The sequence below is a fragment of the Paenibacillus sp. NN59 genome (assembly GCF_057597225.1).
Window position 1 is genome coordinate 272,794 of record NZ_CP199678.1, and the last position, 26,050, is coordinate 298,843.

Below are 26,050 nucleotides of genomic sequence, written 5' to 3' on the forward strand. Positions count from 1 at the left end.
TTTACCGGGCAGTACTCGGGAGAGTGGCTTTTTTCTTGAATAGAGAGGGGGAGTCAGGCATGCTCGGCAGGTTATCATCAGGTTTATATCGGTATGTAAACTGGAAATGGGTTGTCGTTGCGACCATTGTCTTTGGGTGTTTTATCGCATTCGTTCTACCTTGGCAGGCGGAAAAGTCAAAGGAGGCAACAGGCGGCGGAGAATCACCGGATTCGTCGTTTCTATACAGCGCCGATGATTTGTATCGGGTGGCTGAGCACTATGGAGAGAGCGGGCGAAGCGCTTATATTCAGGCGAGGTTTACGTTTGATATGATCTGGCCGCTAGTGTATCTGTTCCTGCTCGTCGTTTTGATATCCATGCTGTATCGAGTACTTCCTGCCACAAGCCGCTGGAGGTGCATAAATCTGCTGCCCTTTATGGGCTGGGGGATGGATATGCTGGAAAACCTGGGGGCGTCTTTGGTCATGTTCCGGTATCCCGAGCGAACATCTGTGATTGCTGAACTGACTCCTGTATTTACGTTGTTAAAATGGTGTATGATCTACGCCAGTTTTGCCGTTCTTGTACCGGGGATGGTGATCATGGTTGTGCATTACCTTCGCAAGCGTAAGGTTTAAATGGTGAAGTTGAATGAAGTAGAGAATGGGAGAAGAAGATTTTGGGAAATATAGCTCAGTAACGGTCACCGTATAGAGTGGAAACTTGTGCTTGTCAAAGGACAATTTGTTCCTATATACTCATGTCGCAAGTGACCTGACCCATAAACTAAACGAATCCAGGGAGATGAATAATCCATGGCAATTAACTTGAATGTATACCTTGTTACCAATGGTAACGGGCGTGAAGCTGTCGAGTTCTACAAAGAGGCATTTGGTGCGGAAGTACTCGCAATGCAGACGTTTGGGGAAGGCCCTTCCAGTCCGGATCATCCGATTCCACCAGAAGCCAAAGACTGGATTATGCATGCGTCTCTGCAAATCGGCAGTTCGGTGCTGATGTTATCTGACACACTGCCTGGTATGCCTCACACCATTGGCGATAATATCACGGTGACGGTCAATACGGACACAGCTGAGCAAGCGAAGGATATTTTCAGTAAACTTGAAGTGGGCGGTAAAGTGAATATGCCGATTCAGGAAACGTTCTGGAGCCCGGCTTACGGTAATGTAACCGATAAGTTTGGTGTGCAGTTCCAAATCAGTGCAACTCCTGGACAAGCATAGGGACAGTTACAGTCTGGGCTTATGTGCTAAATATCAAGCATTAAACTATAAAACACGTAATAACTAAATAACTAGCTGGAAAAAACCTCCATTCGCTACATAATGCAGCGTGGAGGTTTTTTTGCTGTTTTTTTAAAGAAAGACTAATCTTCCTTCTGAATCTTGGACGGGTTGTTGATTTTATAGGGTACCGGATTGCGGGTTAATTTCTTTTTGATAATTTTAGCTTCAAAGGTTAGCACATCGCCAACTTCTAATTCCTGTTTCTTCATCGTTGCACTGTGACTGGACCAAGCCTCTCCGACCTCAATGACATCAGGCTCCGTAATGGTTACAGACTCATAAATGATAACTTCATCGTCATTGTCCGAGAAATGGTTGGGTACTGTCGTAAACTCCTTAACCACCCCGCTCATCTTCACTTTGCCTTCGGGCAGATCGATTTTAACGGCTTTTGTTTTCGGTGCAGCTTTGGTTTTGGATTTGGTTTCTGAAGTCGCATCGGCATTGCTGCCTGCCTGAGGCCCGATGTATTCCTCCACCAATCCGTCAGGATCACCTTTGAGCTCGGAGAAGGAATCTGGCCCATCCATGTCATCCTCCGGATTAACCAGCTCGGCTGACGAGTCGTCCTGGGCAGATGTTTCAGCGGAATCAGGGGCTTGTGCAGTGTAGCCCTGTTCCGTTCCCGTCTCTGCTCCCGCTCCGCTTAATCCTCTGGTGCTGTAGCTCGAAGCCTGCATTTCTTTGAGATAGGAGGGGTGAATGCAGTGTTTTTGCCCATTATCCAGCTCAATTACAGCCGTCATGTGATCCACAAAACCTAGAATGTTACAGGGCAGGTTCAGCCCGTTGCCTTTATAATAAAATGTTTTGAGTTTAGTTGCTTTCGCCGAAATCAGACCCCATTCCTGACACTTGGCAATTAACTCGTCTTCGTTGTCCAGTGCATAATATTCCGGTGGTTCAATCGTAAAAGCGTATGTCATATTGAATTTCCGCCTTTCAGTTGCTCTTATGTTCATCGTTTCCAAATTACCATCAGTGTAACACAATTATGTACCCGAAAGATGCAGATTCTGAAAGCTTGTGTGCAGGGGCTGTGCTATAATTTGAACAAAATATGAGATAAAAATATGATCATTGAAGTATTCAGGAAAAGCCTGTTTAGTCGTTCGACTTATATAGCTTCGAATCGCTTGATTCATACGTAGAGAAAGGATGACTTGATGTGGAGAAAAAGGTAAATCATCAGGCACTTTGGCTCGGAGTCGGTGTGGCTCTTGGTGCAAGCTTTGGTACAGCTACGGGGCAGATTGGACTGGGCATCGCTTTTGGTGCTGCTCTTGGCGTGGTGATCGGTTCCGTGGTCAGTAAACGTACAGGCGCCGATTCACATGAGATGTTAAGCGAGCATGTGCTGGAATTGCATAAACTGGAGGATTGGCAAGAGGCGCTCCAACGTTCGCAAGAGCATCCGGTGCTTTTGCTGAAACACAGCACAACTTGTCCCGTTAGTGCGCGAGCATATAGAGAGTTCATGGCTTTTGTCGGCACCAATGCATCCGATCCGAAACAGACGATGGAATATCGTATGGTGAAAGTTATCGAGAACCGTCCGTTATCCCGTCACATCGCCGAAGAGACCGAGGTTCGCCATGAATCGCCGCAGGTACTCCTACTCGATCAGGGGAAGGTTATTGAACACACTTCACATGGACACATCACCAAAAAACGGCTGACACAGTGGGCGCAGAATCCGTTCGGGTAGGGAGGGCTCTGGATCTAATTCTTGATTTCCTTTTTGTTGTAAAACCTTGAGATCTAAAATGTTTTCCCCGCTGGCATTAAGGGCAGGACTACTCGCAGTTCTTAAAAAAAGATGACCTATTCAATGTAATCTTTAATCCTACATTGATATGTATTTACGTCAGACCCGTTCTTTCAGCTGATCGCTGAGAAGAACGGGTCTTTTTTACGCTTTTTTTACAGCCAGAGCGGCGTTTCTTTACCCCCTTTTTACAGCGATTCGTATTACGATTTTACTTGTAGCAAGCGAGAGGAACGGTAGAGAAGAGAGGATGAAGGACGCATGGTGAATGATGCAACGATGATTGGACTGATCGTACTGTTGTTTGCGGTGTTTTGGGGCTTTGTAAAATTTTGCGAGAAGGCCTGAGGGCAGAAAGGAAGGGCGAAAAGATGATTTTCATCGGCGTGATTGTCATGGCTCTGATTGTCTATCTCGGGTACGTGCTGTTGAAGCCAGAGAAATTCTAACGTAACTCTTCAGATCATGTGCCTGTAACTGAAGATAAATAACAGGTCAGCAGGAAACATCAAGGTTGAATTAGGGAGGATATACAGATGTGGGTATCGGTGTAGTGCAGGTAGCGGTTACGCTACTCATCATATTGTTACTGGTGAAGCCAACGGGCAGTTATTTGGTGAGGGTATTTGACAGGCAACGAACGGGACTTGATCGTGTGTTTGGCGGGCCGGAGCGATTATTGTATCGGCTGATGGGGGTACGGGAAGATGAAACGATGGGGTGGAAAAAATATCTGTCTGCCGTGCTCATCTCCAATGCGGTCATGTTGATCCTGATGTTTCTGGTATTACGGCTGCAAAAGTTCCTGCCCCTCAATCCGGATGGGATCGATAACATGCCGGCTGCGCAGTCCTTTAACACAGCGGCATCGTTTATGACCAATACCAACTGGCAGTCCTATACGGGAGAGAATGCCCTGTCGTATCTGTCACAACTGCTCGCGGTAACGTTCCCGATGTTCACCTCGGCGGCAACGGGATTCGCGGTGGCGATTGCCTTTATTCGCGGATTAGTAGGCCGCCGGGATGATCTGGGTAACTTTTATGTCGACTTGGTTCGGTCGATTACTCGTATTTTTTTACCGCTCAGCCTCATTGTGGCCTTGTTCCTTGTATTTCAAGGGGTGCCGCAGACGCTGGCCGGTGCGGTGAAGGCAACCACGCTGGAGGGTGCACAGCAGACCATTACGCGTGGATTAGTGGCTTCGCTCGAGTCGATTAAACACATTGGAACCAACGGCGGGGGCTGGTTCGGCACCAATGCCGCGCATCCGTTTGAGAATCCAACGGCGCTGAGCAATCTGGTGCATATCGTTTGTATGATGTTGCTGCCGACAGCGCTGGTGTATGCATTTGGCTTAATCGTGAACAATCGGAAGCAGGGCTGGACGTTGTTTGCTGCAATGGGAGTTCTGTTCCTAGTGATGCTGACGACGGTATTTGTTTCCGAGTATCGCGGAGTGCCTGCGCTGGCTGCGAATGGACTACAAACCAACATGGAAGGTAAGGAGGTCAGGTTTGGGATTCCCGAATCGGCTTTGTTCACGGCTGTAACTACAGCAGCAACAACGGGGTCGGTGAACAACATGCATGAGTCACTTACTCCGCTTGGAGGTCTGGTCTCTCTTGCTCAGATGATGCTGAACAATGTATTTGGCGGCAAGGGTGTAGGTTTGTTGAATGGTCTGCTGTATGTGATCATTGCGGTCTTTATCTGCGGGTTGATGGTCGGCCGGACACCGGAGTTCCTGGGCAAAAAGATTGAAGGCAAAGAGATTAAGTTGGCTTGTATCGCGCTGCTGATTCATCCGTTGATTATTCTCGTGCCAACCGCACTCGCTTTAATAAGGCCGGAGGCCGTGGCTTCCATTTCCAATGGCGGTACACATGGGCTAACCGAGGTGTTGTACGCTTTTGCCTCAGGAGCGGCCAATAACGGATCGGCTTTTGCCGGATTGAACGCCAACACGGACTTTTACAATATCGCTATAGGGATTGTGATGTTGCTCGGAAGATATATCTCGATGATTGCCATGCTGGCGATAGCAGGTTCACTTGCCGTGAAACGGGTTGTCCCGGTTACCACAGGAACGCTACGGACGCATACACCGCTATTTGCAGGCATTCTGGTCATGATGATTGTGGTCGTAGGCGCGCTGACATTCTTCCCTTCGTTGGCTCTTGGTCCTATTGCGGAGCATTTGGCGATGGTGCGATGAGCGGCAGGTGAATGATACGAGGTGGTGATGGCTGAAGAAGTGGCAGGCGAATAAGCCAGCGGAGCGACAGCGACACAGCCAATAATTATGGAAGCACGGCAAAGGATTGAAGTAAGCACGTATAGTATGGAGGTGGCATTCACAATGAATGCAGTGGAACAAAACAAAGAACAAATTCATCAACGCATCAACCACGTTCAGCATCATCCCGGGTCGAAACGATCTTTAAATAAATCCATGTTGCTCCAGGCCATGCGAGATGCATTCAAAAAACTGAATCCGATGGTCATGATCAAAAATCCAGTCATGTTTATCGTGGAAGTCGGCACATTCATTACGTTGCTATTATGTATTGATCCCAATCTATTTACCGCTTCGGATGCAGGGCGAGGATACAATGTGGCTGTATTTTTTATTCTGCTCTTCACGTTGCTATTTGCCAATTTTGCCGAGGCGCTAGCGGAAGGGCGGGGCAAAGCACAGGCGGATACCCTGCGTAAGACAAAATCGGATACGATGGCCAATCTATTGCAGAAGGATGGAACTGTGAAACAGGTCGCTTCGACCGAGTTGAAAAAAGGGGACCTCGTCCGTGTGGAAGCCGGGCAACTCATTCCAACGGACGGTGAGATTACCCAAGGTTTGGCCTCTATCGATGAATCGGCTATTACAGGGGAGTCCGCCCCGGTGATCAAGGAAGCCGGCGGCGATTTCTCTTCAGTCACCGGAGGTACACGGGTGACCTCTGATTACATCATCATGCGAGTTCAGACCGATCCCGGCGAATCGTTTCTGGATCGAATGATCTCTCTCGTGGAAGGCGCACAGCGTCAGAAAACGCCAAACGAGATTGCCCTGACTACCCTTCTTGCCGTATTAACGCTAATCTTCCTGATCGTCATTGTGACGATGGTCCCTATGGCAAATTATCTCGGCATCCGGCTCGATCTGGCTACCTTAATTGCTCTGCTTGTGTGCCTGATTCCAACTACGATCGGCGGTCTGCTGTCTGCCATCGGGATTGCTGGCATGGATCGGGTGACACAGTTTAACGTGCTAGCGATGTCGGGGAAAGCGGTGGAAGCGGCTGGCGATATCGATACGTTGATTCTGGACAAAACAGGCACGATCACATACGGCAACCGGATGGCTTCTGAATTTATTCCGGTTCAGGGTGTAACTGTACCCGAGATGACACGGGCGGCGCTTCAAGCTTCAGTGCGAGATGAAACACCAGAAGGTCGTTCTGTCGTCGAGCTTGCAAGTAAGCAGGGGCAGAGCTGGGAGGAAGGCAACTACACCAATGCCGATCGTATCGAGTTTACTGCGGAAACACGCATGTCTGGTCTGAATCTGAGTGATGGAACGAAAATCCGCAAAGGCGCAGTAGATGCAATCAAGCGGTATGTGACCTCCGAAGGCGGACGTGTACCCGGTGATCTGGACGAAATCGCAACACAGATTGCAAAGGCCGGGGGGACACCACTGGCGGTAGCGATCCATAACCGAATCTATGGCGTGATTTATTTGAAAGATACCGTGAAACCCGGTCTCAAGGAGAAATTTGCCGAGATGCGTGCCATGGGTATCAAGACAATCATGTGCACCGGCGATAACCCGCTGACAGCAGCGACGATCGCACTGGAGGCGGGTGTGGATGATTTTATAGCGGAAGCGAAGCCTGAGGACAAGATTGCGGCGATCAAAAAAGAACAGCAGGAGGGTAAACTTGTCGCCATGACAGGCGACGGCACCAATGATGCTCCTGCTCTGGCGCAGGCCGATGTGGGCCTGGCGATGAATTCTGGAACCATGGCGGCCAAAGAAGCGGCTAACATGATTGACCTGGACTCTGACCCGACCAAGCTGTTGTCGGTAGTCTCTATAGGCAAGCAACTGCTGATTACCCGCGGCGCGCTGACCACCTTTTCCATATCCAACGATATCGCCAAGTATTTTGCTATCATTCCAGCGATGTTCATTCTCGCCATGCCACAGTTGCAGGCTCTGAACATTATGAATCTCTCTTCACCGCAGTCTGCAATTCTGTCCGCACTGATCTTTAATGCGATTATTATTCCGTTGCTCATTCCGATTGCGATGAAAGGCGTGAAATACCGTCCGATGTCTGCCGAACGGTTGCTGAGTCGCAACGTGTACATCTATGGAGTTGGCGGTGTGATTGTACCGTTTATCGGCATCAAGCTGATTGACCTGGTTTTGTCAGGTTTGATGTAAATGTCACTGCAGCTGTGAAGTACAGGCGTGATGTCACTCATGGTGAAGATGACGTGGTTGCCCGCCTTTTTGATATTACATTAAATCCATTCAGGAAGTGATTTGTATGAAGATGTTTATACCCGCATTGCGGTTGTCTGTTGTGCTCATGCTAGTCTGTGGTCTGATCTATCCGCTCGTCACAACGGGGGTGGCCCAGTTGCTGTTTCCTTCACAGGCAAACGGCAGTCTCATCATTCAAGATGGGAAAATCATCGGTTCATCCCTGTTGGCGCAGCAAGTGAAATCACCGGGATTGTTCCAGCCCCGCGCTTCCAATGCGAATTATGATCCAACCGCTTCCGCAGGGTCCAATCGAGCGGTGGCCTCGCCGGAGTATATTGCAGAGATGAACCAGAAGCTGGCTACACTCCGCCAGGAAAATCCTGCGCTGCCGCATCAAATTCCTCCCGATCTGGTTACAGGTTCCGGTTCAGGGCTTGACCCGGACCTGTCTCCTGAAGCAGCAGAGGCGCAGATTCCGCGAATTAGCCAAGCGACAGGACTCAGTAAGCAAAAGTTGGCTCAGCTTATTGAGGATCATACACAAGGCCGCCAGCTAGGTATATTCGGTGAACCGCGTGTCAATGTGAACGAGCTGAATCTGGCACTGATCGCAGCCGAGAAGTAGAAAAGAGGAGTCTGCGAAAGTGTGGTGGCCCGCTTAACGCCTTCTTCCAACCTGGAAGGGGCTTTCTCCATTTATTGTCGCGGGGAACCGTGCACCCACTTGTAGGGAAGAAAACCTCAAAAGGAGGAGGACAGTGGCATGGAGGACAGTGGCATGGAGGGCAGCTTCAAGCGGAAATCGCCGGAAGAGATGCTGCGTATGATTTCGAAGCTGCAAGAGGGCACGTTTAAAATCTACATTGGCCCGGTCAGCGGTTCAGGTAAAACGTATCATATGCTCAGAGACGGCAATCATTTGCGCGAGCAGGGCATAGATGTCGTCATATGTGCGGTCTCCACGATGAGAAGACCGGAAACGGTAGAACAGCTCGGTGAGCTTGAGCGTGTGCCCAGCATCCACTGGATTCGGAGCAGTGACGGAGCGGAGATGAAAGACTTAAATCTGGATGCATTGTTAATTCGCAATCCGGAGGTTGTTCTGGTCGATGGGTTGGCACATCGAAACCGGACGGGAGCAAGACATGTAACGAGACTGGAGGATATCCGTTTTCTATTGCGCCACAATATCAGTGTCATAACTACCGTGAATGTGTATGAGCTCGAGGGATATACCGAACTCGCCAGGCGGCTCACTGGAATTAAGGTGGCACATACCGTGCCGGCGGACACACTGGAACTGGCGGATGAAGTGAAGCTGATCGACGTTACGCCAGAGACCATTTTGAGTCGTCTTGCGGAAGGTCACCTGCAAGGGCACGGGGGTATGGACATTTTTCGCCATGGTAATCTTGGGATTTTACGTGAGCTGGCACTGAAACTTGTTGCAGAAGGGGTTAACGAGTCTTTACGTGAACATCGCGAGGAAATGGGTCTTCCGCCCGCAACAGGCATCATGGAACGCATTCTTGTCTCCGCGCAGTACCACTGGAACGGTTCGATCTACATTCAGCGCGGACAGCAGATTGCCCGTCGATTGAACGGGAGCTTGCATGTTGTTGTCTTCCGGCCCATGAAACAGCCACTAACGAAGGAAGCTACGGTATTTCGCCGCAGTATGATGAAACTAGTGGAGAAGATCGGCGGGCACATGGAGGAGCTTCCGGTCATACATCACCGCTATATCCCAGCCACATTGGCACAGTATGCGATCAGACAGCAGATTACCCGGATCGTTATGGGACATTCGCGGCGTACACGCCGGCAGGAGTTATGGCAGGGCTCTCTCATTAACTCGTTGCTTCGCAAACTGCAAGGAGTAGATTTACTACTGGTTGCAGATCGGTCGGCGCAAGAGGGCGAACGGGTTGTGCCGACAAAAGTAAGTGAAACGGAACAAAAAACCTATCGCAGACTCAGTGAGCAGGAGATAGAGGAACAGATTGGGCTGATTAGGCGCGGTACGTTCAAAATCTATATTGGAGCTGCTCCAGGGGTGGGCAAAACCTACATGATGCTGAGGGAAGGCAATGATCTGTTGCGCAAAGGCATCCATGTGCAAATCGGTTTGCTGGAAACCCATGGACGAGCGGACACGGTGGAACAAATCGGCTCTTTGTCCATCATCCCGCGAGCGCAGCGTGTGTATCAAAGCACATGCTTAGAGGAAATGGATACAGAAGCGATATTACGATTGCATCCCGAAGTGGTGCTTGTGGATGAGCTCGCGCATACCAACGTGCCTGGAAATGCTCGGCAAAAGCGTTACGAGGATGTGCTAAGGCTGCTGGACGCAGGCATATCCGTCATTACAACCGTGAACGTACAGCATCTTGAAAGCTTGAATGATGCCGTTGAGCATATTACCGGTGTTCGGGTGCGAGAAACGGTACCTGATCGGATCATTCAATTGGCAGACGAGGTGCAACTGATTGATGTCGCTCCCGAGGCCTTGCGGCAGCGCATGCGAGAGGGTAAAATCTATGCAACTGCCAAGGTGGAGCAGGCGCTTGCGAATTTTTTTAAAATGGGTAATCTGATCGCATTGCGTGAACTGGCTCTACGCGAACTTGCAGACGATGTGGATGAGCGGCTGGAATCGCAGCGAGCGGCGCGAACACTACGGGGCCCATGGCGCCGTGAGGAGTCGGTTTTTGTGTGTGTCAGCAGCGACCGTCACGCCGAGCGGTTAATTCGCAGAGGTTTTCGCATGGCTTATCGGCTGAAGGCATCCTGGCATGTCCATCATGTACACATCGGCACAGGCATGGTAATGACTCCCGAAGTGAAGGAGCACCTCGCAGGTTTGGAGCGGCTCACTGTGCGGCTAGGGGGGCATTTTCATGTCCATCAAAGTGCAAAGTTGCGGGAGGTACCAGGTATTTTGGATGCAAAGGCCACGGAAGCGAAGGCAACACAACTGGTGGTGGGGCAGGCGAAACGAGTATGGTGGCTGAATGGCCATCGCGGCTCAGGCTCGGTGGTGAAGCAGCTTGTTCGTCTGTCGAGACATCGCGATGTGCTGATCGTAGCGGATGATGATTATAATTAAAGCGGGTGGAATTGAATTTGTCTGAGCATATGGAAGAGGGCAAAGATCAGGAAAGCTTACAGGGAATCTCCCGTTGGAAAAGGGTTCCCACCTATATATGGGTAACACTTGCCATCATTCTGTTAACCGTACTGCTTCATATCATCGGGATGAGTGATGATCTGGTCAATGTTGCTTTGGTGTACCTGTTTCCCATACTGATCAGTGCTGTATATTGGGGAATGGGGCCAGCGGTATATGCAGCGACCCTTAGTGTTGTCATGTTTGATTTCTTTTTTGTTCCACCTTATCTCAGTTTTACGATAGAGGATTTGCGATATCTGATTTCGTTTGGGGTGTATTTGGCTGTCGCTGTCATGACAGCAAGTCTCGCCGGACGTTTACGGCAACAGCTGGATCGGGTTAAATCTCGTGAAGCCACAACGAATGCCCTGTATGATCTTAGTCGACAGATCACTGCAATTACTAATCTGGATACCTTGTTGGATAACATGACGAGCCAGATATCCCTAATGCTCGGAAGTCCAGCCGCCATATATCTGCCGGATCAGCAGGATGAACTGAAGCTTTGGGTAAAACAGAGACCTGCGTCTGAGATCGGGACAGAGAAGAGTGCCTGGGGAAGCCATCCTTCGGAGCTGGCTATTGCCGATTGGGTCTATAAACAGGGGCAGATCGCAGGCAAAGGTACACCAAAGCTTGGTGAATCGGCGGGGTTGTATGTTCCGCTACGAACAGAGAGTCACATTCACGGTGTACTTGCCGTGTACATGACTACTAGTGAGCCGGAAAAGCAACAGGAACAGGGCCAGCTGCTGGAAGCCTGCGGCAGTCTTGCGGCAGGTGCAATCGCCCGGGTGAAGCTGGCTGAGGAAGCGCGCCTTGCTCAAGTTACCGCTGAATCAGAGCGCATCCGAACTGCGCTGCTGGATTCGGTATCCCATGAGCTACGTACGCCGTTAACTGCCATTATCGGTTCAGCCACAGGGCTGATGGAGAATGACAGTCTTTTTACACCCGAGGATCGCCTGGAATTGACTGGCAACATCCGTGACGGCGCGTTGCGTATGAATCGTCTCGTAACCAACTTGCTTGGCATGGTGCGGCTGGAGAGCGGTATGCTACAACTTAATCGCAAATGGTGTGATGTAGGAGATATGATTAGCGTTGTTTTGGCAAAAGTCAGAGAATTCAGCCCTCACCGCAAAGTTACGGTACAACTGCCGGAAGAACCGGCCTTTTTTGACGGAGATGAAGTGTTGTTGGAACAGGTACTTGTGAACATCGTCAGCAATGCAATCAAATATTCACCCGACGAGAGCATGGTGATCATAAGGGTAAAGAATGAACCGAGACAGAGTTGTGTGACCTTCATCGTAGATGATCAGGGTGTTGGGATTGAGGAAGCGGAGCGCACTCGCGTGTTTGATAAGTTTTATCGCTCACCCTCCACGCAGCATATTACGGGAACTGGATTGGGGCTTGCCATCTGCAAAGGGATTGTGCAGGTTCACGGAGGTACAATCCAAGCTGAGGGCAATCCGGATGGAGGAACAAGAATACGTATAGAGTTGCCTGTAGGAAGGGATGAAATGCCATTTTCCTATACAGTGCAAGGAGAGGTTGGAGATTAGATGAATGCCGCATTAGGGGCTCGCATTCTGGTGATTGATGATGAACCACAGATTCGCAAACTGCTAAAAGTGACTCTTCAGGCTCACCAATATGATCATTATGAGTGTGCTAACGGAGAGGAGGGTATTACGCAGGCAAGTGTGGTGCATCCCGATTTGATCATTCTGGATCTAGGTTTGCCAGGCATATCTGGCATGGACGTGCTTCACCGAATAAGGGAATGGTCACAGGTGCCAATTATTGTGCTAACAGCAAAAGATCAGGAGGCTGATAAGATTACCGCACTGGATGCAGGTGCAGATGATTATGTGACGAAGCCGTTTGGCATGGGCGAACTGGTTGCCCGAATTCGGGTAGCGCTTCGGCATGTGGCCAAAACAACGGATGAACCCATTTTGCGATTTGGCTCACTGGTTATCGATCTGGCTCTCAGGCAGGTTGAGCTGGACGGAGAGCAGGTCAAATTAACGCCAACCGAATATGAGATGCTGAAGGTGCTTGCCTCGAATGCAGGCAAAATTATTACCCAGCGCCAGCTTTTACAGCAAGTATGGGGTGCGCATCATCATGAGTCGGACAGCCATTATTTGCGAGTTTATGTGGGTCATTTGCGTAAAAAGCTAAAGGAAGATCCCACCCGGCCCTCCTATATTCAGACGGAACCAGGGATTGGATATCGTTTTCTGCTGCCTGCGGAGTAATGGAGTAATCTGAAAATAAGTGAAAAAAAGCACCGTCCCCTTCGATTTCGAAAGGCACGGTGCTACTTTTGTATGTCTTGATGTTTTTATTATGAGAATTTAGGCAGCCAGTCGCCATGAGCTTCAATCAAATCGTCGCACATCGCCACGATGTCGTCCATGGACAGCTCAGCAGCCGTATGCGGATCAAGCATAGCCGCGTGATAGATATGCTCTTTTTTGCCAGTCATAGCCGCTTCAATGGTGAGCAATTGGGTGTTGATATTGGTACGGTTCAGCGCTGCCAATTGTGGTGGCAGGTCACCAATATACGTCGGGCTGATGCCGGAACCATCAACCAGACAAGGCACCTCGACACAAGCTTCGCGTGGCAGGTTGGTGATGAGCCCGTTGTTTATAACGTTACCGCCAATTTTGTACGGGCGATCCGTCTCCATCGCTTCCATGATATGCGAAGCATATTCATGACTGCGGGTATGCTGAATATTTTCACTCGCAAACAGCTTCTCCCGCATTTCCTTCCATTCTGCAATCTGGTTTACACAGCGACGTGGATATTCGTCGAGTGGAATGTTGTAACGTTCGATCAATTCCGGGTAGTTGCGTTTAATAAAATACGGATGATATTCTGCACTATGCTCAGAAGACTCGGTAACATAATAACCGAAGCGATGCATCAGTTCATAACGTACCATGTCATCATGTGTCTCCTGCTGTTTCTGTCTCGCAAGACGTTTGATCTCAGGATATAGATCGACACCATCCTTTGTTACTTCCAGGAGCCATGCCATGTGGTTAATCCCGGCGATTTTGGCAACGACCCCCGTCTGGTCAATCCCCAGCGTATCGAACAGATGAGGTACGCAGACTTGTACACTGTGACACAGACCGATCGTTTTAATTCCGCCATGTACGTTCATGACATTAGTGAGTACAGCCATCGGGTTCGTGTAGTTCAGGAACCAGGCATCCGGGCATACTTCCTGCATATCCTTGGCGAAGTCCAGCATCACCGGAATGGTACGCAAGTTACGGAAGATTCCGCCAATGCCGAGCGTATCGGCAATCGTTTGACGCAGGCCGTATTTCTTCGGAATCTCAAAATCGGTAATCGTACACGGGTCATATCCGCCCACCTGAATGGCATTGATGACATATTTAGCTCCGCGGAGCGCTTCCTTGCGATCATGGTATGTTTTAACGGAACAGCGGCTTCCCAGCGACTGAGCCAAACTTTTTAACAAACGCTCCGAGTCACTTAGACGTTCAGCATCAATATCAAACAAGGCCAGTTCAAAGTCCTGCAAGGCCTCCGTCATCATCACATCACCCAATACATTTTTGACAAAAACGGTGCTGCCTGCACCGAGAAACGTAATTTTGTTCATTTCAACTTCATCCTTCCCGAAAAATGTTGTACCCCAACTATAGGCCGAACAGGCTCATATCACTATGGCTCAAACCCTCTCAAATATGGCATAATCCCATTTTTGTTTTCGTTTTCAGCAAGATTTCCTCTCTTCTACCTGTTATAATTTGTTGTGTGCACTGGTAATGGAATATGTGAGCTCATATTAAGATATCTTTAACCTCATCGTCGAAAGGAGGGGAAACATGAGTCGGAAAGTGGAAATGAATGTGGTCTCTGCCGGCTGGACGCAGATGGAACTGGTCTTGTTATTTTATGGATGGGAGGCATGTGATCCTGCCCACTATTGGGGGCCGGGGGTGCGTGATTCCTATATCGTGCATTACGTACATGAGGGTTATGGTACGGTATATATGGGAGATCGGGAATATCCTCTGGGCGAGGGCCAAGGATTTCTCATTTTACCCGACACGGTCATTCATTATGAAGCCGATGCTGAGGAGCCTTGGACATATTCATGGTTTGGCTTCAGAGGTGTACAGGCGAAGGCTTTTATGCAACGTGCACAGTTAAGCGAGGAGCACCCGGTATTTACTGCTCATGATAAGAATATGATGGCAGCGCTGTATGACGAGATGCTTCAGGCCGGAACGAGCTCCGTTGCAGGAGGGGATGTGTTACATCAAAGTCTGTTATACCGACTTATGGCGGCATTAATCGCATCCTCACCGATCAAAGAAGAAGAAAACACGCTCCTTTCGACGAAAGAGACTTATATTCGGCAGGCTGTGCAGTTTATGGAGAACCGGTATAGCCAGCGTACTTCTATTCTGGATATCGCACAGGCGGTAGGACTGGATCGAACGTATTTATCGGGATTGTTCAAAGAGCGATATGGCAAGTCGCTGCAAGCCTTTTTCCTGGAGTATCGCATGAATCGTGCAGCGGAGTTGCTTCGTAACCCGATGCTGTCTGTGAGTGAAGTAGCCCACTCCGTTGGATACACCGACCCGCTGCTTTTTTCCAAAATGTTCAAACGTGTGACGGGGGTGTCGCCCAAGGGCTCGCGAGTGCGAGATTAGCCGCAATCATGATTTTAAATTTTGAAAGAAAAGTTTTGAACATTATTCCGTATGCCGCTATACTGATACAGAAGTGTAACAGATACCAACTTTTAGTGAATTGAATACGTGGAACTTGGTGCTCTACCCGCTGGGGTAGAAGCTTAAAAGGGAAGTCCGGTGTGATGCCGGCGCGGTCCCGCCACTGTAACAGAGGAGTCAGGCAGCATATCCACTGGTCTTACGAAGACCGGGAAGGAGCTGTTATGGCAATGATACTGGAGCCAGGAGACCTGCCAGGTTGGACAAACACAGCAGTACCCTACGGGAGATAGGAAGGTGTTTAAAGAGCATGATTTTTTCTGAAAATCTGTTTATTTAAGGCGTCCTTATCCCGTGAAACGGAAAAGGGCGCTTTTTTGGCTTGAATTGGCTTGTATTGAATGGAATGAAAATGAAGGCGTACACGCGCATTAAACCGGGAAGGGCGTTTTATTATTGGGCAGATATATCGTTAAACGGTTATTACAACTGGTCGCCGTTCTGTTTGGAATCACCTTCCTGACATTTCTATTAACGTATCTGTCTCCTGGGGATCCCGCCAGACTGATGCTGATGTCTACCGGAGTCACACCTTCGGATGAACTGGTCAGACAGGTGAGGTCAGAGCTTGGGCTGGACAAGCCATTTCTGGTTCGGTATGGCACATGGCTGGGACAAGTAGTCACTGGAGACTTTGGTACGTCGTATAAATATGACCGTCCGGTGCTGGATGTGTTAATGGCCCGCCTTCCAGCAACGCTCAAGTTAACCGGGAGCGCAATGCTTCTGGTGATTTTGATTTCCTTTCCGCTCGGAGTTCTTTCGGCTGTACGCCGGAATCAAGGGCTGGATTATGTGATTCGCCTGTTTTCGTTTGCCGGTCTATCCATGCCGAGCTTCTGGCTGGGGATGTTGCTGATGCTGGTATTTGGTGTGCAGCTGAAGCTGCTGCCGGTCATGGGTAGTTCCGGCTGGAACAGCCTGATCCTGCCTGCTGCGACACTCGCGATTCCATTGATCGCCCAATACAGCCGGCAGATTCGTGCAGTCATGCTGGAGGAGACAAGCCAGAATTACGTAGTGGGTGCAAGAGCAAGAGGTGTGAAGGAATCAATGATTATTTGGCGACATATTTTGCCCAATTCACTGTTGCCAATTGTGACCTTGCTAGGCATGACAACAGGAGCACTACTTGGCGGAGCAGCAATTGTGGAGAGTTTATTCGTATGGCCGGGAGTAGGACAGATGGCGGTGGATGCCATTTTCACCCGCGATTACCCCCTGATACAGGGTTATGTAATCTGGATGGCAGTCATCTATGTCACCCTGAATCTGATCGTGGATCTCTGGACACATCTTCGCGATCCGCGCATTCAACTGGATGTGGATGTGTAGATGGTGATGAAGATTCGAGCATATCTGACACAACGTCGTCTATTTATTTTCTTGCTATCCCTGACCACAGGCTGGATCGTTCTGGCTCTGATTGCGCCGCTTCTGGCGCCTCACGATCCACTTGCTACGAATTTTGCGAAAGTGTTGCAGCCATCCAGCCCCGAATATCCACTCGGTACGGATCAGCTTGGGCGATGTGTCCTATCCCGACTTTTATATGGAGCACGCACCTCTCTGTTGCTTACATTTATGATGATCGGTATTGTTTTCGGCTTAGGCGTAGCGGTTGGTGTCGTCGCAGGTTTTCTGCGAGGGCTGGTGGATACGCTGCTGATGCGGCTGTGCGATACGTTGATGGCATTTCCGGGTTTGATTTTTGCTATTGCCGTAGTAGGCATGTTAGGGCCGGGGTTATTTAACACGGTGGTCGCACTGTCAGTTGTCTGGTGGGCAAAGTATGCACGGATGGCCCGAAGCCTGGTCATTTCTCTTCAGCAAAAAGAGTTCGTCACTGCCGCCGCGTTCAGCGGTGCGCGTAAAATCCAGATCATTAGCAGAACGATTCTGCCGAATATGTTGCCACCCTTGATCGTCATGGCGATGATGGACGTAGGCGGCATGATGTTGTCGATTTCGGGTCTGTCCTTTCTCGGACTTGGTGCACAGCCGCCTGATCCCGAGTGGGGAGCGATGTTGAATGAAGGCAGAAGATATCTGCAGACAGCGCCTTGGCTGTTAATCTATCCGGGGCTCGCGATATTTGGCACGGTTATCATTTTTAATTTGCTGGGGGACAGTCTGCGAGATGTGCTTGATCCCAAGAAAAATACAGTGTAACTGAGGGGAATGGGGAAGTATGGGTAAGTTTCAAAAAACATGGCTACTGGCTATCATATCAATGATGACTATTCTGTTGCTCGCGGCCTGTGGTAACGACAAAAATTCAACACCTTCATCATCCGATGCTACGGGGAAAAAGGCAGGGGTGGATGCGAGTGGTGCGGCTGGTGAGGACAAGAAATCACATCTGAATGTGGCCTTGTTCTGGCTGGGGAGTAGCCTTGATCCTGCGGAGGAATGGAACGGCTGGACGCTGACGCGCGCGGCTATTGGGGAGACGTTGATTCAGTTTGATGAGCAGATGAAGATCGTCCCCAAACTTGCCGATAAGTGGGATCGGATCGATGATACAACCTGGCATTTTCATATTCGCGACGGAGTAACGTTCCATAATGGCAATCCCGTGACTGCGGATGCGGTTAAAAAATCAATCGAACGCTCCATCTCGCTGAATGAGAGAGGTCAATCCACACTGCCAATTGCGTCAATGACTGCCAAGGGGCAGGATCTGACGATCAAAACAACACAGCCAGATGCCTCACTGCTAGGCAATATTGCAGAGCCACTGTTTATTATCGTGGATACGAGTGCAGATACATCAAAATTCAAGAGTGAGCCCATCGCTACCGGGCCGTTCATGGTTACAGGATATACGCCCGACCAGGAGATTCAGGTGAAAAAGTACGATAAGTACTGGGGTGGCGCGGCTGATCTGGATACGATGACACTAAAATACATCAAGGATGACAATACACGGGCGCTGGCACTGCAATCAGGGGAAATCGATGTAGCGAGTAATGTGGGACGCAGCCAGATGCCTCTTTTTCAGGATAAAACACAATATACGATTGATGAAATTCCGAGCCTCCGTACGCAGTTTGTGTGGTTTAACACGACCCATTCACTGCTAAGCGATGTAAAGGTTCGCCGTGCCATATCTTACGGAATTGACCGCGAAATGTACGCGAATACGCTGGTGGGTGGACAAGCAGCCAAAGGTCCGTTTACCTCTGCATTGCCTTTTGGGTACGACAAAATTACCGGATATGATTACGAGCCCGCGAAGGCAAAACAATTGCTGGATGAGGCTGGATATCAGGATGCTGATGGAGATGGCATTCGTGAAAAGGAAGGGAAGAAGCTGTCGTTACAACTCATTCTTAACTCAGCTTATGAATCCGATTCCGTTGTGGCTGCTGCGATGCAGTCCCAGCTTAAAGAAATTGGGGTTGAGCTGGAGCTCACCTCATATGAGGATCTCACTGACCATCAGAAGAGTGGGAATTATGATCTGGCTCTGACGAGCATCAATACAGGCATAACGGGTGATCCGCAGTATATTCTCGACTTTTATTTCAAAACAGGTGCGGAGTGGAATGTTGGCGGATACAGCAATCCGAAGCTTGACGAGCTTATTGAGCGTCTTCACTCGGAGTTTGATGTGGAGAAGCGTTATGCACTTGCGGCAGAAGCGCAACAGATGATTCTGGACGATGCTGCTTATATGTTCTTGACATATACACCGATTAATATCGTCAGCAAAAGTAATGTAAAGGGTGCAACGATGTACCCGATCGACTTCTATCTGCTAGATCGCAACATTAAGGTCGAGTAGTGATGACGTCCTTGCGTGGGGGAACGACATCTTTGCTTGTTGAGATGAAGAATCTGTCTGTAAGTTACAAGGAAGGCGTGCCTTCCTTGCAGGATGTATCCTTTTCGATGAAGCCAGGAGAGATCATTGGCATTGTGGGGGAAAGCGGAAGCGGGAAGTCGACCCTGATCCGGGCTTTGCTGGGACTACTGCCTGTAGGCGGACGATACACCGGAGGAGAGATTATTTTTCGGGAACGGGTGTTGCTACGTGACTCGCAACAAGATTGGCAGGGGATGCGTGGCAAACGAATCGCGATGGTTTTTCAGGACAGCGGTTCATATCTGAATCCGATTCGTAGTATTGGAAGTCAGTATGTGGAGGCGATTCGTGCCCACCTGCCTATGTCCCGTAAAGAGGCTTGGAGATTGGCCGTTCACACACTGACCCGTATGGGGCTGGATGATCCAGAGAGAGTCATGCATGCCTATGCTTCCCAGCTTAGCGGGGGGATGAAGCAACGAACCGCGATCGCAATGGCGGCTGCGTTGGAGCCGGAACTGCTGCTGGCGGATGAGCCGACGAGTGCGCTGGATGTTACGACTCAAAATGAAGTAATGAATCAATTGAGCAGGCTTTGTGCGGACAAGGGAACGGGCATGATGCTCGTGACGCATAATATGGCGGTTGCGGCCCATATGGCTGATCGGATCGGTGTGATGTTAGACGGCAGGTTAGTGGAACTGGGAGATACACTGCGTGTCATATCGAATCCTGACCACGAGTATACCCGCAAACTGTTAGAAGCTGTACCTGAACTGGAGGGGAACCATACATGATCAATGCCGGATCACCCATTCTAAAACTGAGTAACGTATGTAAAACGTACGAGATGAAAGGGCGGCAGGCTGTTCAGGCTTTACAGAATGTAGATCTTGCGTTATATCCCGGGGAGTGTCTGGGTATTGTCGGGCAGAGTGGAAGCGGCAAAAGCTCACTGGCCAAGTGTGTAACTCAGCTGGAACAGGTGACTTCAGGAGAGATTTGGTGCTATGGGCAGGAGATTACCCGTTTGAAAGGTGAGAAGCTGCGCCAGATGCGTAAGCAGATTCAGATGGTCTTTCAGGAGCCTGCGGCGATTTTCAACCCACGCATGAAGGTGGGCATGTTTATCGGTGAGCCTCTGTTGAATTATAAAATGATGAAACGGCAGGCGGCTGCTCAGGAAACACGCAGATTGCTGGAGCGCGTTGGATTGTCTGCTATGGATGCGGATAAGTATCCACATGAATTAAGCGGCGGGCAACAACAGCGAGCTGTCATTGCTCGTGCGATTGGTTTACGGCCTGAGATCATTTTGTTTGACGAAGCTACCTCTGCTTTGGATGTTTCCATTCAGCAACAGGTTTTGGATCTGCTTATGGAACTACGTAGGGAGACGGGAGTTTCCTCCATATTCATATCACATGATCTTGCTGTGGTGCAGCAAGTGAGTGACCGTATTGCAGTCATGCATCAAGGGAGAGTAGTGGAGGTTGTGGACAGTGCCAAGCTGACCAGTTCGGCCAATCATCCGTATACCCGAAGTCTGATGTCCTCCGCTCTGTCGCTGAGAGAGCTGAAGGATGATATGCAGATGCGTGAGCGTGTGGTGGTACTAGCGGGAAGTAGATAGATCAGGTTAATTATGAATAAAGATTAGATGAGAAAAGGGTTATCTGGAGTTGAATTCTGCTGATGAATGAATTCATTCGAGATAACCCTTTTGCCTTTTTTGATAGTTGTCATCTATACGGAATGAGAATGATCTTGCTGTTTCTGCCCTGGGTTAAACTTTATCCTGATATTCATTCTCCAGATATCTTTATCCGTCATCCGTAACTCTATTTCTTAATGAGGCACCTGAGACTGAAAGTCATTTCGACTGGACTGGTCTGCATAATAGAAGAGAATATCACCATCCTTCAATGGCCATCTACTGCTGTCGTTAGCGCTGTTATTGAATGCAGGTGGGTAGTTGAAACCCTCCAACTGCCACTGATCCATAAGTGGAGCATGGGTATATTGCAGATGCGGTGCCTGTGAATTGCCATTACGTAGACTCTCGATATTAAAGTTGACGACGATGTACCCATTTTTCAAAAAGATATCAGATTGTTCATCTAGCTTATTCTGTCTGGCAAGTGGTTCAAGATTTGTGCCTTTGGGAACAGCGTACACATCTGCCGGCAGACTGTATTCCCCGTACCACCGCTGGATTGCAGCATTGGCCCTGTCAACGTTAACGCTGGTAGGGATATTTGTTTTAGGACCAATCAGTGTACGAATCGGCGCCGTCAGAATCATCCAGTCATAACGGCCTGTCCAGGTTTTTTGGTGTGAAGTCTGGTTGGCGACTTTGACCATATGTTCTGCTAATGTGAGACGATTGCGTTCGTCTGGTGAAAATTCATACGTATATTGGTAACGTGCCGCATCGCTCAATTCGGTGCCGGGTACATTACGCAGTCGTGAGTTCAACACAACAAATCGTTTCTCCATATCCTGCGCTGAACCAATTCGAATAAGACGTTCCTGCCCCCGATGGTAGTATAGATCAACATCCTGACGGAAAGAGTTATCCTTGTTTATAAAAGAGAATGTGGGTGTTATTCGAATACCATCCTGTTTTCCGAACATATTACCCTTCGTCTTTAGATCAAACTTGAAGTGATAGCCTGTTTTCACAGCAACGTTCCGAAATCCTTCGACCGGATGACTGCCAGGCCTAATCGGCAATACAAATGGAGCAAGGTTTCCTCGGGAATCACCATCGATGCCGCGTAATCCGCTCCAGTAGCTATGACCTGTAGGTTCCGGGCCACCTGGTCGTTTGCGGAATACACTCTCCCAGTTATAGTCGGATACATCAGTCACATGAAAGTCATACAGCCTGCCGATTACATCTACAGGTATCTTATCGCTTGCAACATGATGAGTTAGATCGGTGTTGGCATCGGGTTGCTCTGTGAAGTTTGCTGGTGCATTCTCGGCGATGTTCCGAAATTCAATGGTATATTTCCCCTCGTCCACCCATACTGGCATATAGAATGTTGTATCCATTTGGTTAACCGGAATGTTGACCCATGTGTGGCTTGGGATGAACTGTGTTCGATCTGCTGTGTAGACGTCAAACGGGAATAACACCTGTTTGACGCGAAAATATGTGGCATAGTCCCGGTTGCCATATCCAGGATAGATGGATGCATCTAGGTGCTGTCCGGATGTAGGGATACGCACAATGAAGGGGCGCTCCAAAATCAGTGCAGCACGGGTAGGGTCAGGTGTTGTTTTCTGATTATGCGGCTGATCGTCCGACACCCATGCGTAGTTTACGACGGGGGTGTGCACCGTAACAGGGTTTATCCCATGAATCGGAAGTATCTTGTTGGCTCCGCCGTTCACGTTACCCGGTAGTAGATCATAATAGATCTGGCCAGAACTTTCCGTGTTGGCATTGTTTCGCAGGGAACTGCTGATCCTGTGGTTGGGAGTGTACAAGACATCCCGTCCAATTGTTGTTGGTGAAGGAATGTTATTCGGCAGTGGCCCATCCTTGGTAGTTTCGGTATCATTCATGATCACTGCATTGTTGAACTTCACCAAATCATTTTTTACGGTGCTTTGTGGTGTGTTAGTTTCCGCCATTCCCTTTAATAGGGCTGTGTCATCTGGTACATCCGGGGGTGCATTCAAGCCACCTGTCAGTTTGGATGGAGTGTACGAGATTGATGACGTTTGTCCTGGCCTCACATGACGTTCAACGGCAGAGTCATTGCTGGATTCAAGTGTCGGTGGAACATAACCGGCAGGATTCATCGTAATGGTTTCGCCAGGCAGTGCATAATTTTTCATCGTTGCTTTGACGAGCTTGTACACTTCAAGATTGCTAATCATCCAGTAGGAATAGTCTCGTGTAATTTGGAAGTTGTATGGTTTAGGAACGGTATCATTTTTAGGTATAGGTGTGCCATCCCTACATCCGTCGTCATTACACACCTGCGGTCCAGATACGGTCCATTCTCTATCATAGGAGATGGTGATATTACAATCATATATAACTTTGCCGCTCATCTTGGTCCAGGCTTGCTTGAATAGATAATTGTCCGCGAAGGCGTTAGTGTAAAGAGACTCGGAAGTAGGAATTCCTTTTAATACATCGAATATTTCATTACCTCTGTTATCTGACTTTATTATACCTGTAGCGTTGGGATCAAGGTCACTCATATTCATCGTTGTACCTGGAGATGGTGATCCAATCGTAGGTGTACAGCCACCCCCGCCTCCGCTATCTCCACCGCCGGTATTCCCGCCTCCGTCGTCACCACCACCACCACCACCGGTTCCCTGTTCAACACCAATGGTTGTGCGGGTTGTTAATTGGAATCCGTCTTTTTCCCATAAAATCGTTATAGATGTAGTACCCCTGCTAATCGCTTGTACCAGTCCGGAGTTACTTACCGTTGCAACCGAGGGATTGGAGGACTCCCACGTGGTCGTTCCTCCGCTGCCTGTGTTTACATTGGTTTCTGCACCAAAGTTACCATCCCCTGTTTTGGTTTTAACCATCGCATTGAGCTGTTTGGTTTGATTTAACCGAATTTGTTCCCCAGGAGAGAGGTTGATTTCTTTGGTGGTTTCGGCGACAGCCCGCCAATATATATCGGTATTAAATACATAGTCTGCAGAGTATTTGGGTGGGTTATAGGGTCTGTAGCCTGATGGTTGAATTACGCCTCCAATCTGCATTGTAAATTCTGCAATATCACCAGTGAATCTATCTACACTTACTAGTATGGGATTACCAGGTGTATAGTAATCTGAATTATCAATATAAATTGGTTTATTTGATGCAGAAACAAACTCAGAGTGATCATGTGGCTGGTCATTTTTATCTTTGTATTGTGATGGCTTATAGACTTCTTGGTCTAGAGGGAGATTTATACATACAAAAGAAGAATTAGGTTTGTTTGTTGTCGAATTATTTGATAGCTCTTGTCCATTACACTCTCCCTCTACTTTCCATTTCATATTATCTAATTGATATATGTATATGCCAATATTACTTGTACCTTTACCTTCTACAGGACTAATTTTCCTTTGGGATTTTGCTGGGGTAGAAGGCTCCCAACGAGGAGCCTCCAATGGAGGTTTTGTACCGGGGCCTCCCCCAGCGTAAATAAGATTCATAGGAATCACCAAGCTTAATGATATTATTGAGATCAGTGATTTATTTATAAAAGTTCTTAGATTCAAACTAGATCACCCTTCAAATTTATTAGTTTGCTGTCATGTTGAAATCTGTTCCATCCTTAGCGATGACTTTCACTTGAGTTGTAAGTGATTTATCGAAGTGCAACAATCCTGTAGACCAATATGTTGGATTCTTAACTTTAAATACTCCCCTATTACTTAGGAAATCATTAATGTGAGGTACCGAGTATTCCAAGAATGAATTTGAGTTTGGTGATTTCAAAGGGTTAATACTTGGTGACTGTAAGAGGCTCCCCGCCTGAAGTTGCGTCATGGAATCTTTGATATTTAAGTCAAATTCAGCAAAGGAATAGTAAGACCCACGTAAGAGGGAGTCTTTTTCATCAACAAAAACAGGGTAAAAGATACTTCTTTTCGATTCGATAGTGTATGGATTTACAATGATCCAGTTACGCAGTTTAACATCAGCATAATTCGTAATTGTAACTAAATCTTTATTTCTAACCTGTGAAAAGTCGGTTGTAACTTTGCTATAGTCATATGAATCAAGAAATTTATTTTTTGAGGTTTTCTGATACCTCGGTGCAATCACACTCAGATTGGTGCCTGTCAATCCCACCTGCCGCAGTTCATTCAGCCCTTGAAGATCGGCAGGTTTGGTTTTGGCAACGGACGCGTAACGACTGAGCAACACGGCGACTTCTGCCCGGGTTGTGGTGCGGTTTACGCCAAATGTTTTATCATTCGCAACGCTCATCAGCCCGGTTCCAAGGGCAACGGCGACAGCATTTTTTTGCGAGTCGGCCAGCTTGCCTGTAAAATATTCCTTCGCAGGAATGACGGTGTTTGTTACATCCGAGAGAGCCTGTCCATAGTCTGAATCTACTACACTCAATCCTTGTGTTAACCATTCCGCCATTTCGCCCCGTTCAAGTGCAGCTTGAGCACTTAGTTTGTCCTTATAGCTGGAAGGATGGATAAATCCTTTGGCAATCGCCGTAGAAACACCATTTTTAGCCCACTCCGGTACATCTGTAAAATGATTCGGTTCAGCAGTCGGTAGCTCCGGCTGATCATTCAAACGTGCTAAAATACTAGCCATTTCAGCTTTGGTGACGGGTAAACCTGGTTTAAACGTTCCGTCTGCATATCCCTTGAAATAACCTTTCTCTACTGCGGAATAAATTGCTGAGGATGCCCAGTGGGATGCGGGTACATCTTTAAATGAGCTGACGGCTTGCGCTGCTTCGACTGTACTAGTGCCGCCTATTCCCACCAAACTTGCATATCCCCCTACGAATAAAGCTAATGCTGTTAAACTGGAAATCATCTGTTTTCTCATGAATCTAACTCCTCTCGATGGATATAATTTGGCGCTGATATGTACTTACTAGGATTATATCTGCTAAATTTGTAATAATAATCAATATTCTACCATGTATATCCTCTCAAAACACAAAAAAAGGCCACGAATCCGCAGATTCATAGCC

20 protein-coding genes and 1 riboswitch are annotated in these 26,050 nt (G+C 48.5%); of the genes, 16 read left to right on the forward strand and 4 right to left on the reverse strand.

Annotation, left to right across the window (positions count from 1 at the left end):
• The first annotated feature begins 59 nt into the window (after window positions 1–59).
• Together ACT89M_RS01225 and ACT89M_RS01230 are read left to right on the forward strand one after the other, a co-directional pair.
• A complete protein-coding gene (locus ACT89M_RS01225) occupies window positions 60–620 on the forward strand; it encodes a hypothetical protein (protein ID WP_308723408.1) in 561 nt (186 codons plus the stop codon).
• Between the two features lie 177 nt (window positions 621–797).
• Window positions 798–1,226 carry a VOC family protein gene (locus ACT89M_RS01230; protein WP_154891512.1) on the forward strand — a complete coding sequence of 143 codons (429 nt, stop codon included), beginning with the start codon at window positions 798–800 and terminating at the stop codon, window positions 1,224–1,226.
• Window positions 1,227–1,369: 143 nt separating this feature from the next.
• Here ACT89M_RS01230 and ACT89M_RS01235 read toward each other — a convergent pair whose 3' ends face one another.
• On the reverse strand, window positions 1,370–2,215 hold the full coding sequence (locus tag ACT89M_RS01235; protein WP_308723407.1) for a hypothetical protein: 846 nt from the start codon (window positions 2,213–2,215) through the stop codon (window positions 1,370–1,372).
• A 242-nt stretch (window positions 2,216–2,457) separates the two neighbouring features.
• On the opposite strand from ACT89M_RS01235, the gene ytxJ reads away from it, so the two are divergent.
• From ytxJ to ACT89M_RS01275, 8 genes are all read left to right on the forward strand, one after another.
• A complete protein-coding gene (ytxJ, locus tag ACT89M_RS01240) occupies window positions 2,458–2,997 on the forward strand; it encodes a bacillithiol system redox-active protein YtxJ (protein WP_253498604.1) in 540 nt (179 codons plus the stop codon).
• Between the two features lie 431 nt (window positions 2,998–3,428).
• Entirely contained in the window at window positions 3,429–3,506 is a 78-nt protein-coding gene (kdpF, locus tag ACT89M_RS01245) for a K(+)-transporting ATPase subunit F (protein ID WP_373323320.1), read from the forward strand.
• 95 nt (window positions 3,507–3,601) lie between these two features.
• Window positions 3,602–5,275, forward strand: coding sequence for a potassium-transporting ATPase subunit KdpA (gene kdpA, locus ACT89M_RS01250; protein WP_308723447.1), 1,674 nt, complete (start codon window positions 3,602–3,604; stop codon window positions 5,273–5,275).
• Between the two features lie 144 nt (window positions 5,276–5,419).
• On the forward strand, window positions 5,420–7,513 hold the full coding sequence (gene kdpB, locus ACT89M_RS01255; RefSeq protein WP_154891509.1) for a potassium-transporting ATPase subunit KdpB: 2,094 nt from the start codon (window positions 5,420–5,422) through the stop codon (window positions 7,511–7,513).
• 106 nt (window positions 7,514–7,619) lie between these two features.
• A complete protein-coding gene (kdpC, locus tag ACT89M_RS01260) occupies window positions 7,620–8,183 on the forward strand; it encodes a potassium-transporting ATPase subunit KdpC (protein WP_308723406.1) in 564 nt (187 codons plus the stop codon).
• Between the two features lie 138 nt (window positions 8,184–8,321).
• Window positions 8,322–10,670, forward strand: a complete 2,349-nt coding sequence (locus ACT89M_RS01265; protein WP_308723405.1) for a histidine kinase — start codon at window positions 8,322–8,324, stop codon at window positions 10,668–10,670.
• Between the two features lie 17 nt (window positions 10,671–10,687).
• Complete coding sequence (locus tag ACT89M_RS01270) at window positions 10,688–12,304, forward strand: DUF4118 domain-containing protein (protein ID WP_308723404.1); 1,617 nt, start codon at window positions 10,688–10,690, stop codon at window positions 12,302–12,304.
• Window positions 12,305–13,006 (forward strand): response regulator, encoded by a 702-nt coding sequence (locus tag ACT89M_RS01275; protein WP_308723403.1) that lies wholly within the window; start codon window positions 12,305–12,307, stop codon window positions 13,004–13,006.
• Between the two features lie 89 nt (window positions 13,007–13,095).
• On the opposite strand, the gene melA is transcribed toward ACT89M_RS01275, so the two are convergent.
• Complete coding sequence (melA, locus tag ACT89M_RS01280; protein ID WP_221790162.1) at window positions 13,096–14,394, reverse strand: alpha-glucosidase/alpha-galactosidase; 1,299 nt, start codon at window positions 14,392–14,394, stop codon at window positions 13,096–13,098.
• A 226-nt stretch (window positions 14,395–14,620) separates the two neighbouring features.
• Between melA and ACT89M_RS01285 the strand changes: the two genes are divergently transcribed.
• The 6 genes from ACT89M_RS01285 to ACT89M_RS01310 all read left to right on the forward strand — a co-directional run bounded on the left by ACT89M_RS01285 (window position 14,621) and on the right by ACT89M_RS01310 (window position 20,982).
• Entirely contained in the window at window positions 14,621–15,457 is an 837-nt protein-coding gene (locus ACT89M_RS01285) for an AraC family transcriptional regulator (RefSeq protein WP_154891503.1), read from the forward strand.
• Window positions 15,458–15,556: 99 nt separating this feature from the next.
• Window positions 15,557–15,751, forward strand: a riboswitch (cobalamin riboswitch).
• Window positions 15,752–15,934: 183 nt separating this feature from the next.
• Complete coding sequence (nikB, locus tag ACT89M_RS01290) at window positions 15,935–16,873, forward strand: nickel ABC transporter permease (protein WP_090924220.1); 939 nt, start codon at window positions 15,935–15,937, stop codon at window positions 16,871–16,873.
• Window positions 16,874–17,710 carry a nickel transporter permease gene (gene nikC, locus ACT89M_RS01295; RefSeq protein ID WP_154891501.1) on the forward strand — a complete coding sequence of 279 codons (837 nt, stop codon included), beginning with the start codon at window positions 16,874–16,876 and terminating at the stop codon, window positions 17,708–17,710.
• A 19-nt stretch (window positions 17,711–17,729) separates the two neighbouring features.
• Entirely contained in the window at window positions 17,730–19,328 is a 1,599-nt protein-coding gene (locus tag ACT89M_RS01300; protein WP_154891500.1) for an ABC transporter substrate-binding protein, read from the forward strand.
• 2 nt (window positions 19,329–19,330) lie between these two features.
• Window positions 19,331–20,146: an ABC transporter ATP-binding protein gene (locus tag ACT89M_RS01305; protein WP_154891499.1), complete on the forward strand. Its 816-nt coding sequence runs from the start codon at window positions 19,331–19,333 to the stop codon at window positions 20,144–20,146.
• On the forward strand, window positions 20,143–20,982 hold the full coding sequence (locus ACT89M_RS01310) for an ABC transporter ATP-binding protein (RefSeq protein ID WP_487344968.1): 840 nt from the start codon (window positions 20,143–20,145) through the stop codon (window positions 20,980–20,982). Before ACT89M_RS01305 ends, ACT89M_RS01310 begins: the two co-directional genes overlap by 4 nt.
• 215 nt (window positions 20,983–21,197) lie before the next feature.
• Here ACT89M_RS01310 and ACT89M_RS01315 read toward each other — a convergent pair whose 3' ends face one another.
• Together ACT89M_RS01315 and ACT89M_RS01320 are read right to left on the reverse strand one after the other, a co-directional pair.
• The gene (locus tag ACT89M_RS01315; RefSeq protein ID WP_308723401.1) at window positions 21,198–24,095 is read right to left on the reverse strand and encodes a DUF5704 domain-containing protein; all 2,898 of its coding nucleotides are present in this window, start codon (window positions 24,093–24,095) and stop codon (window positions 21,198–21,200) included.
• A gap of 529 nt (window positions 24,096–24,624) precedes the next feature.
• Window positions 24,625–25,902, reverse strand: coding sequence for an S-layer homology domain-containing protein (locus ACT89M_RS01320; protein ID WP_308723400.1), 1,278 nt, complete (start codon window positions 25,900–25,902; stop codon window positions 24,625–24,627).
• Between the last annotated feature and the right edge of the window lie 148 nt (window positions 25,903–26,050).

Bases quoted from the DNA above. Each gene is read 5' to 3' on its own strand.
- ACT89M_RS01265 (WP_308723405.1), top strand. From the start codon at position 8,322: ATGGAGGACAGTGGCATGGAGGGCAGCTTCAAGCGGAAATCGCCGGAA.
- kdpC (WP_308723406.1), top strand. From the start codon at position 7,620: ATGAAGATGTTTATACCCGCATTGCGGTTGTCTGTTGTGCTCATGCTA.
- ACT89M_RS01320 (WP_308723400.1), bottom strand. From the start codon at position 25,902: ATGAGAAAACAGATGATTTCCAGTTTAACAGCATTAGCTTTATTCGTA.
- ACT89M_RS01235 (WP_308723407.1), bottom strand. From the start codon at position 2,215: ATGACATACGCTTTTACGATTGAACCACCGGAATATTATGCACTGGAC.
- ACT89M_RS01300 (WP_154891500.1), top strand. From the start codon at position 17,730: ATGGGTAAGTTTCAAAAAACATGGCTACTGGCTATCATATCAATGATG.
- ACT89M_RS01285 (WP_154891503.1), top strand. From the start codon at position 14,621: ATGAGTCGGAAAGTGGAAATGAATGTGGTCTCTGCCGGCTGGACGCAG.
- melA (WP_221790162.1), bottom strand. From the start codon at position 14,394: ATGAACAAAATTACGTTTCTCGGTGCAGGCAGCACCGTTTTTGTCAAA.
- kdpB (WP_154891509.1), top strand. From the start codon at position 5,420: ATGAATGCAGTGGAACAAAACAAAGAACAAATTCATCAACGCATCAAC.
- ACT89M_RS01310 (WP_487344968.1), top strand. From the start codon at position 20,143: ATGATCAATGCCGGATCACCCATTCTAAAACTGAGTAACGTATGTAAA.
- ACT89M_RS01315 (WP_308723401.1), bottom strand. From the start codon at position 24,095: ATGCAGATTGGAGGCGTAATTCAACCATCAGGCTACAGACCCTATAAC.
- ACT89M_RS01230 (WP_154891512.1), top strand. From the start codon at position 798: ATGGCAATTAACTTGAATGTATACCTTGTTACCAATGGTAACGGGCGT.
- ACT89M_RS01305 (WP_154891499.1), top strand. From the start codon at position 19,331: ATGACGTCCTTGCGTGGGGGAACGACATCTTTGCTTGTTGAGATGAAG.
- ACT89M_RS01225 (WP_308723408.1), top strand. From the start codon at position 60: ATGCTCGGCAGGTTATCATCAGGTTTATATCGGTATGTAAACTGGAAA.
- kdpF (WP_373323320.1), top strand. From the start codon at position 3,429: ATGATTTTCATCGGCGTGATTGTCATGGCTCTGATTGTCTATCTCGGG.
- ACT89M_RS01275 (WP_308723403.1), top strand. From the start codon at position 12,305: ATGAATGCCGCATTAGGGGCTCGCATTCTGGTGATTGATGATGAACCA.
- nikC (WP_154891501.1), top strand. From the start codon at position 16,874: ATGGTGATGAAGATTCGAGCATATCTGACACAACGTCGTCTATTTATT.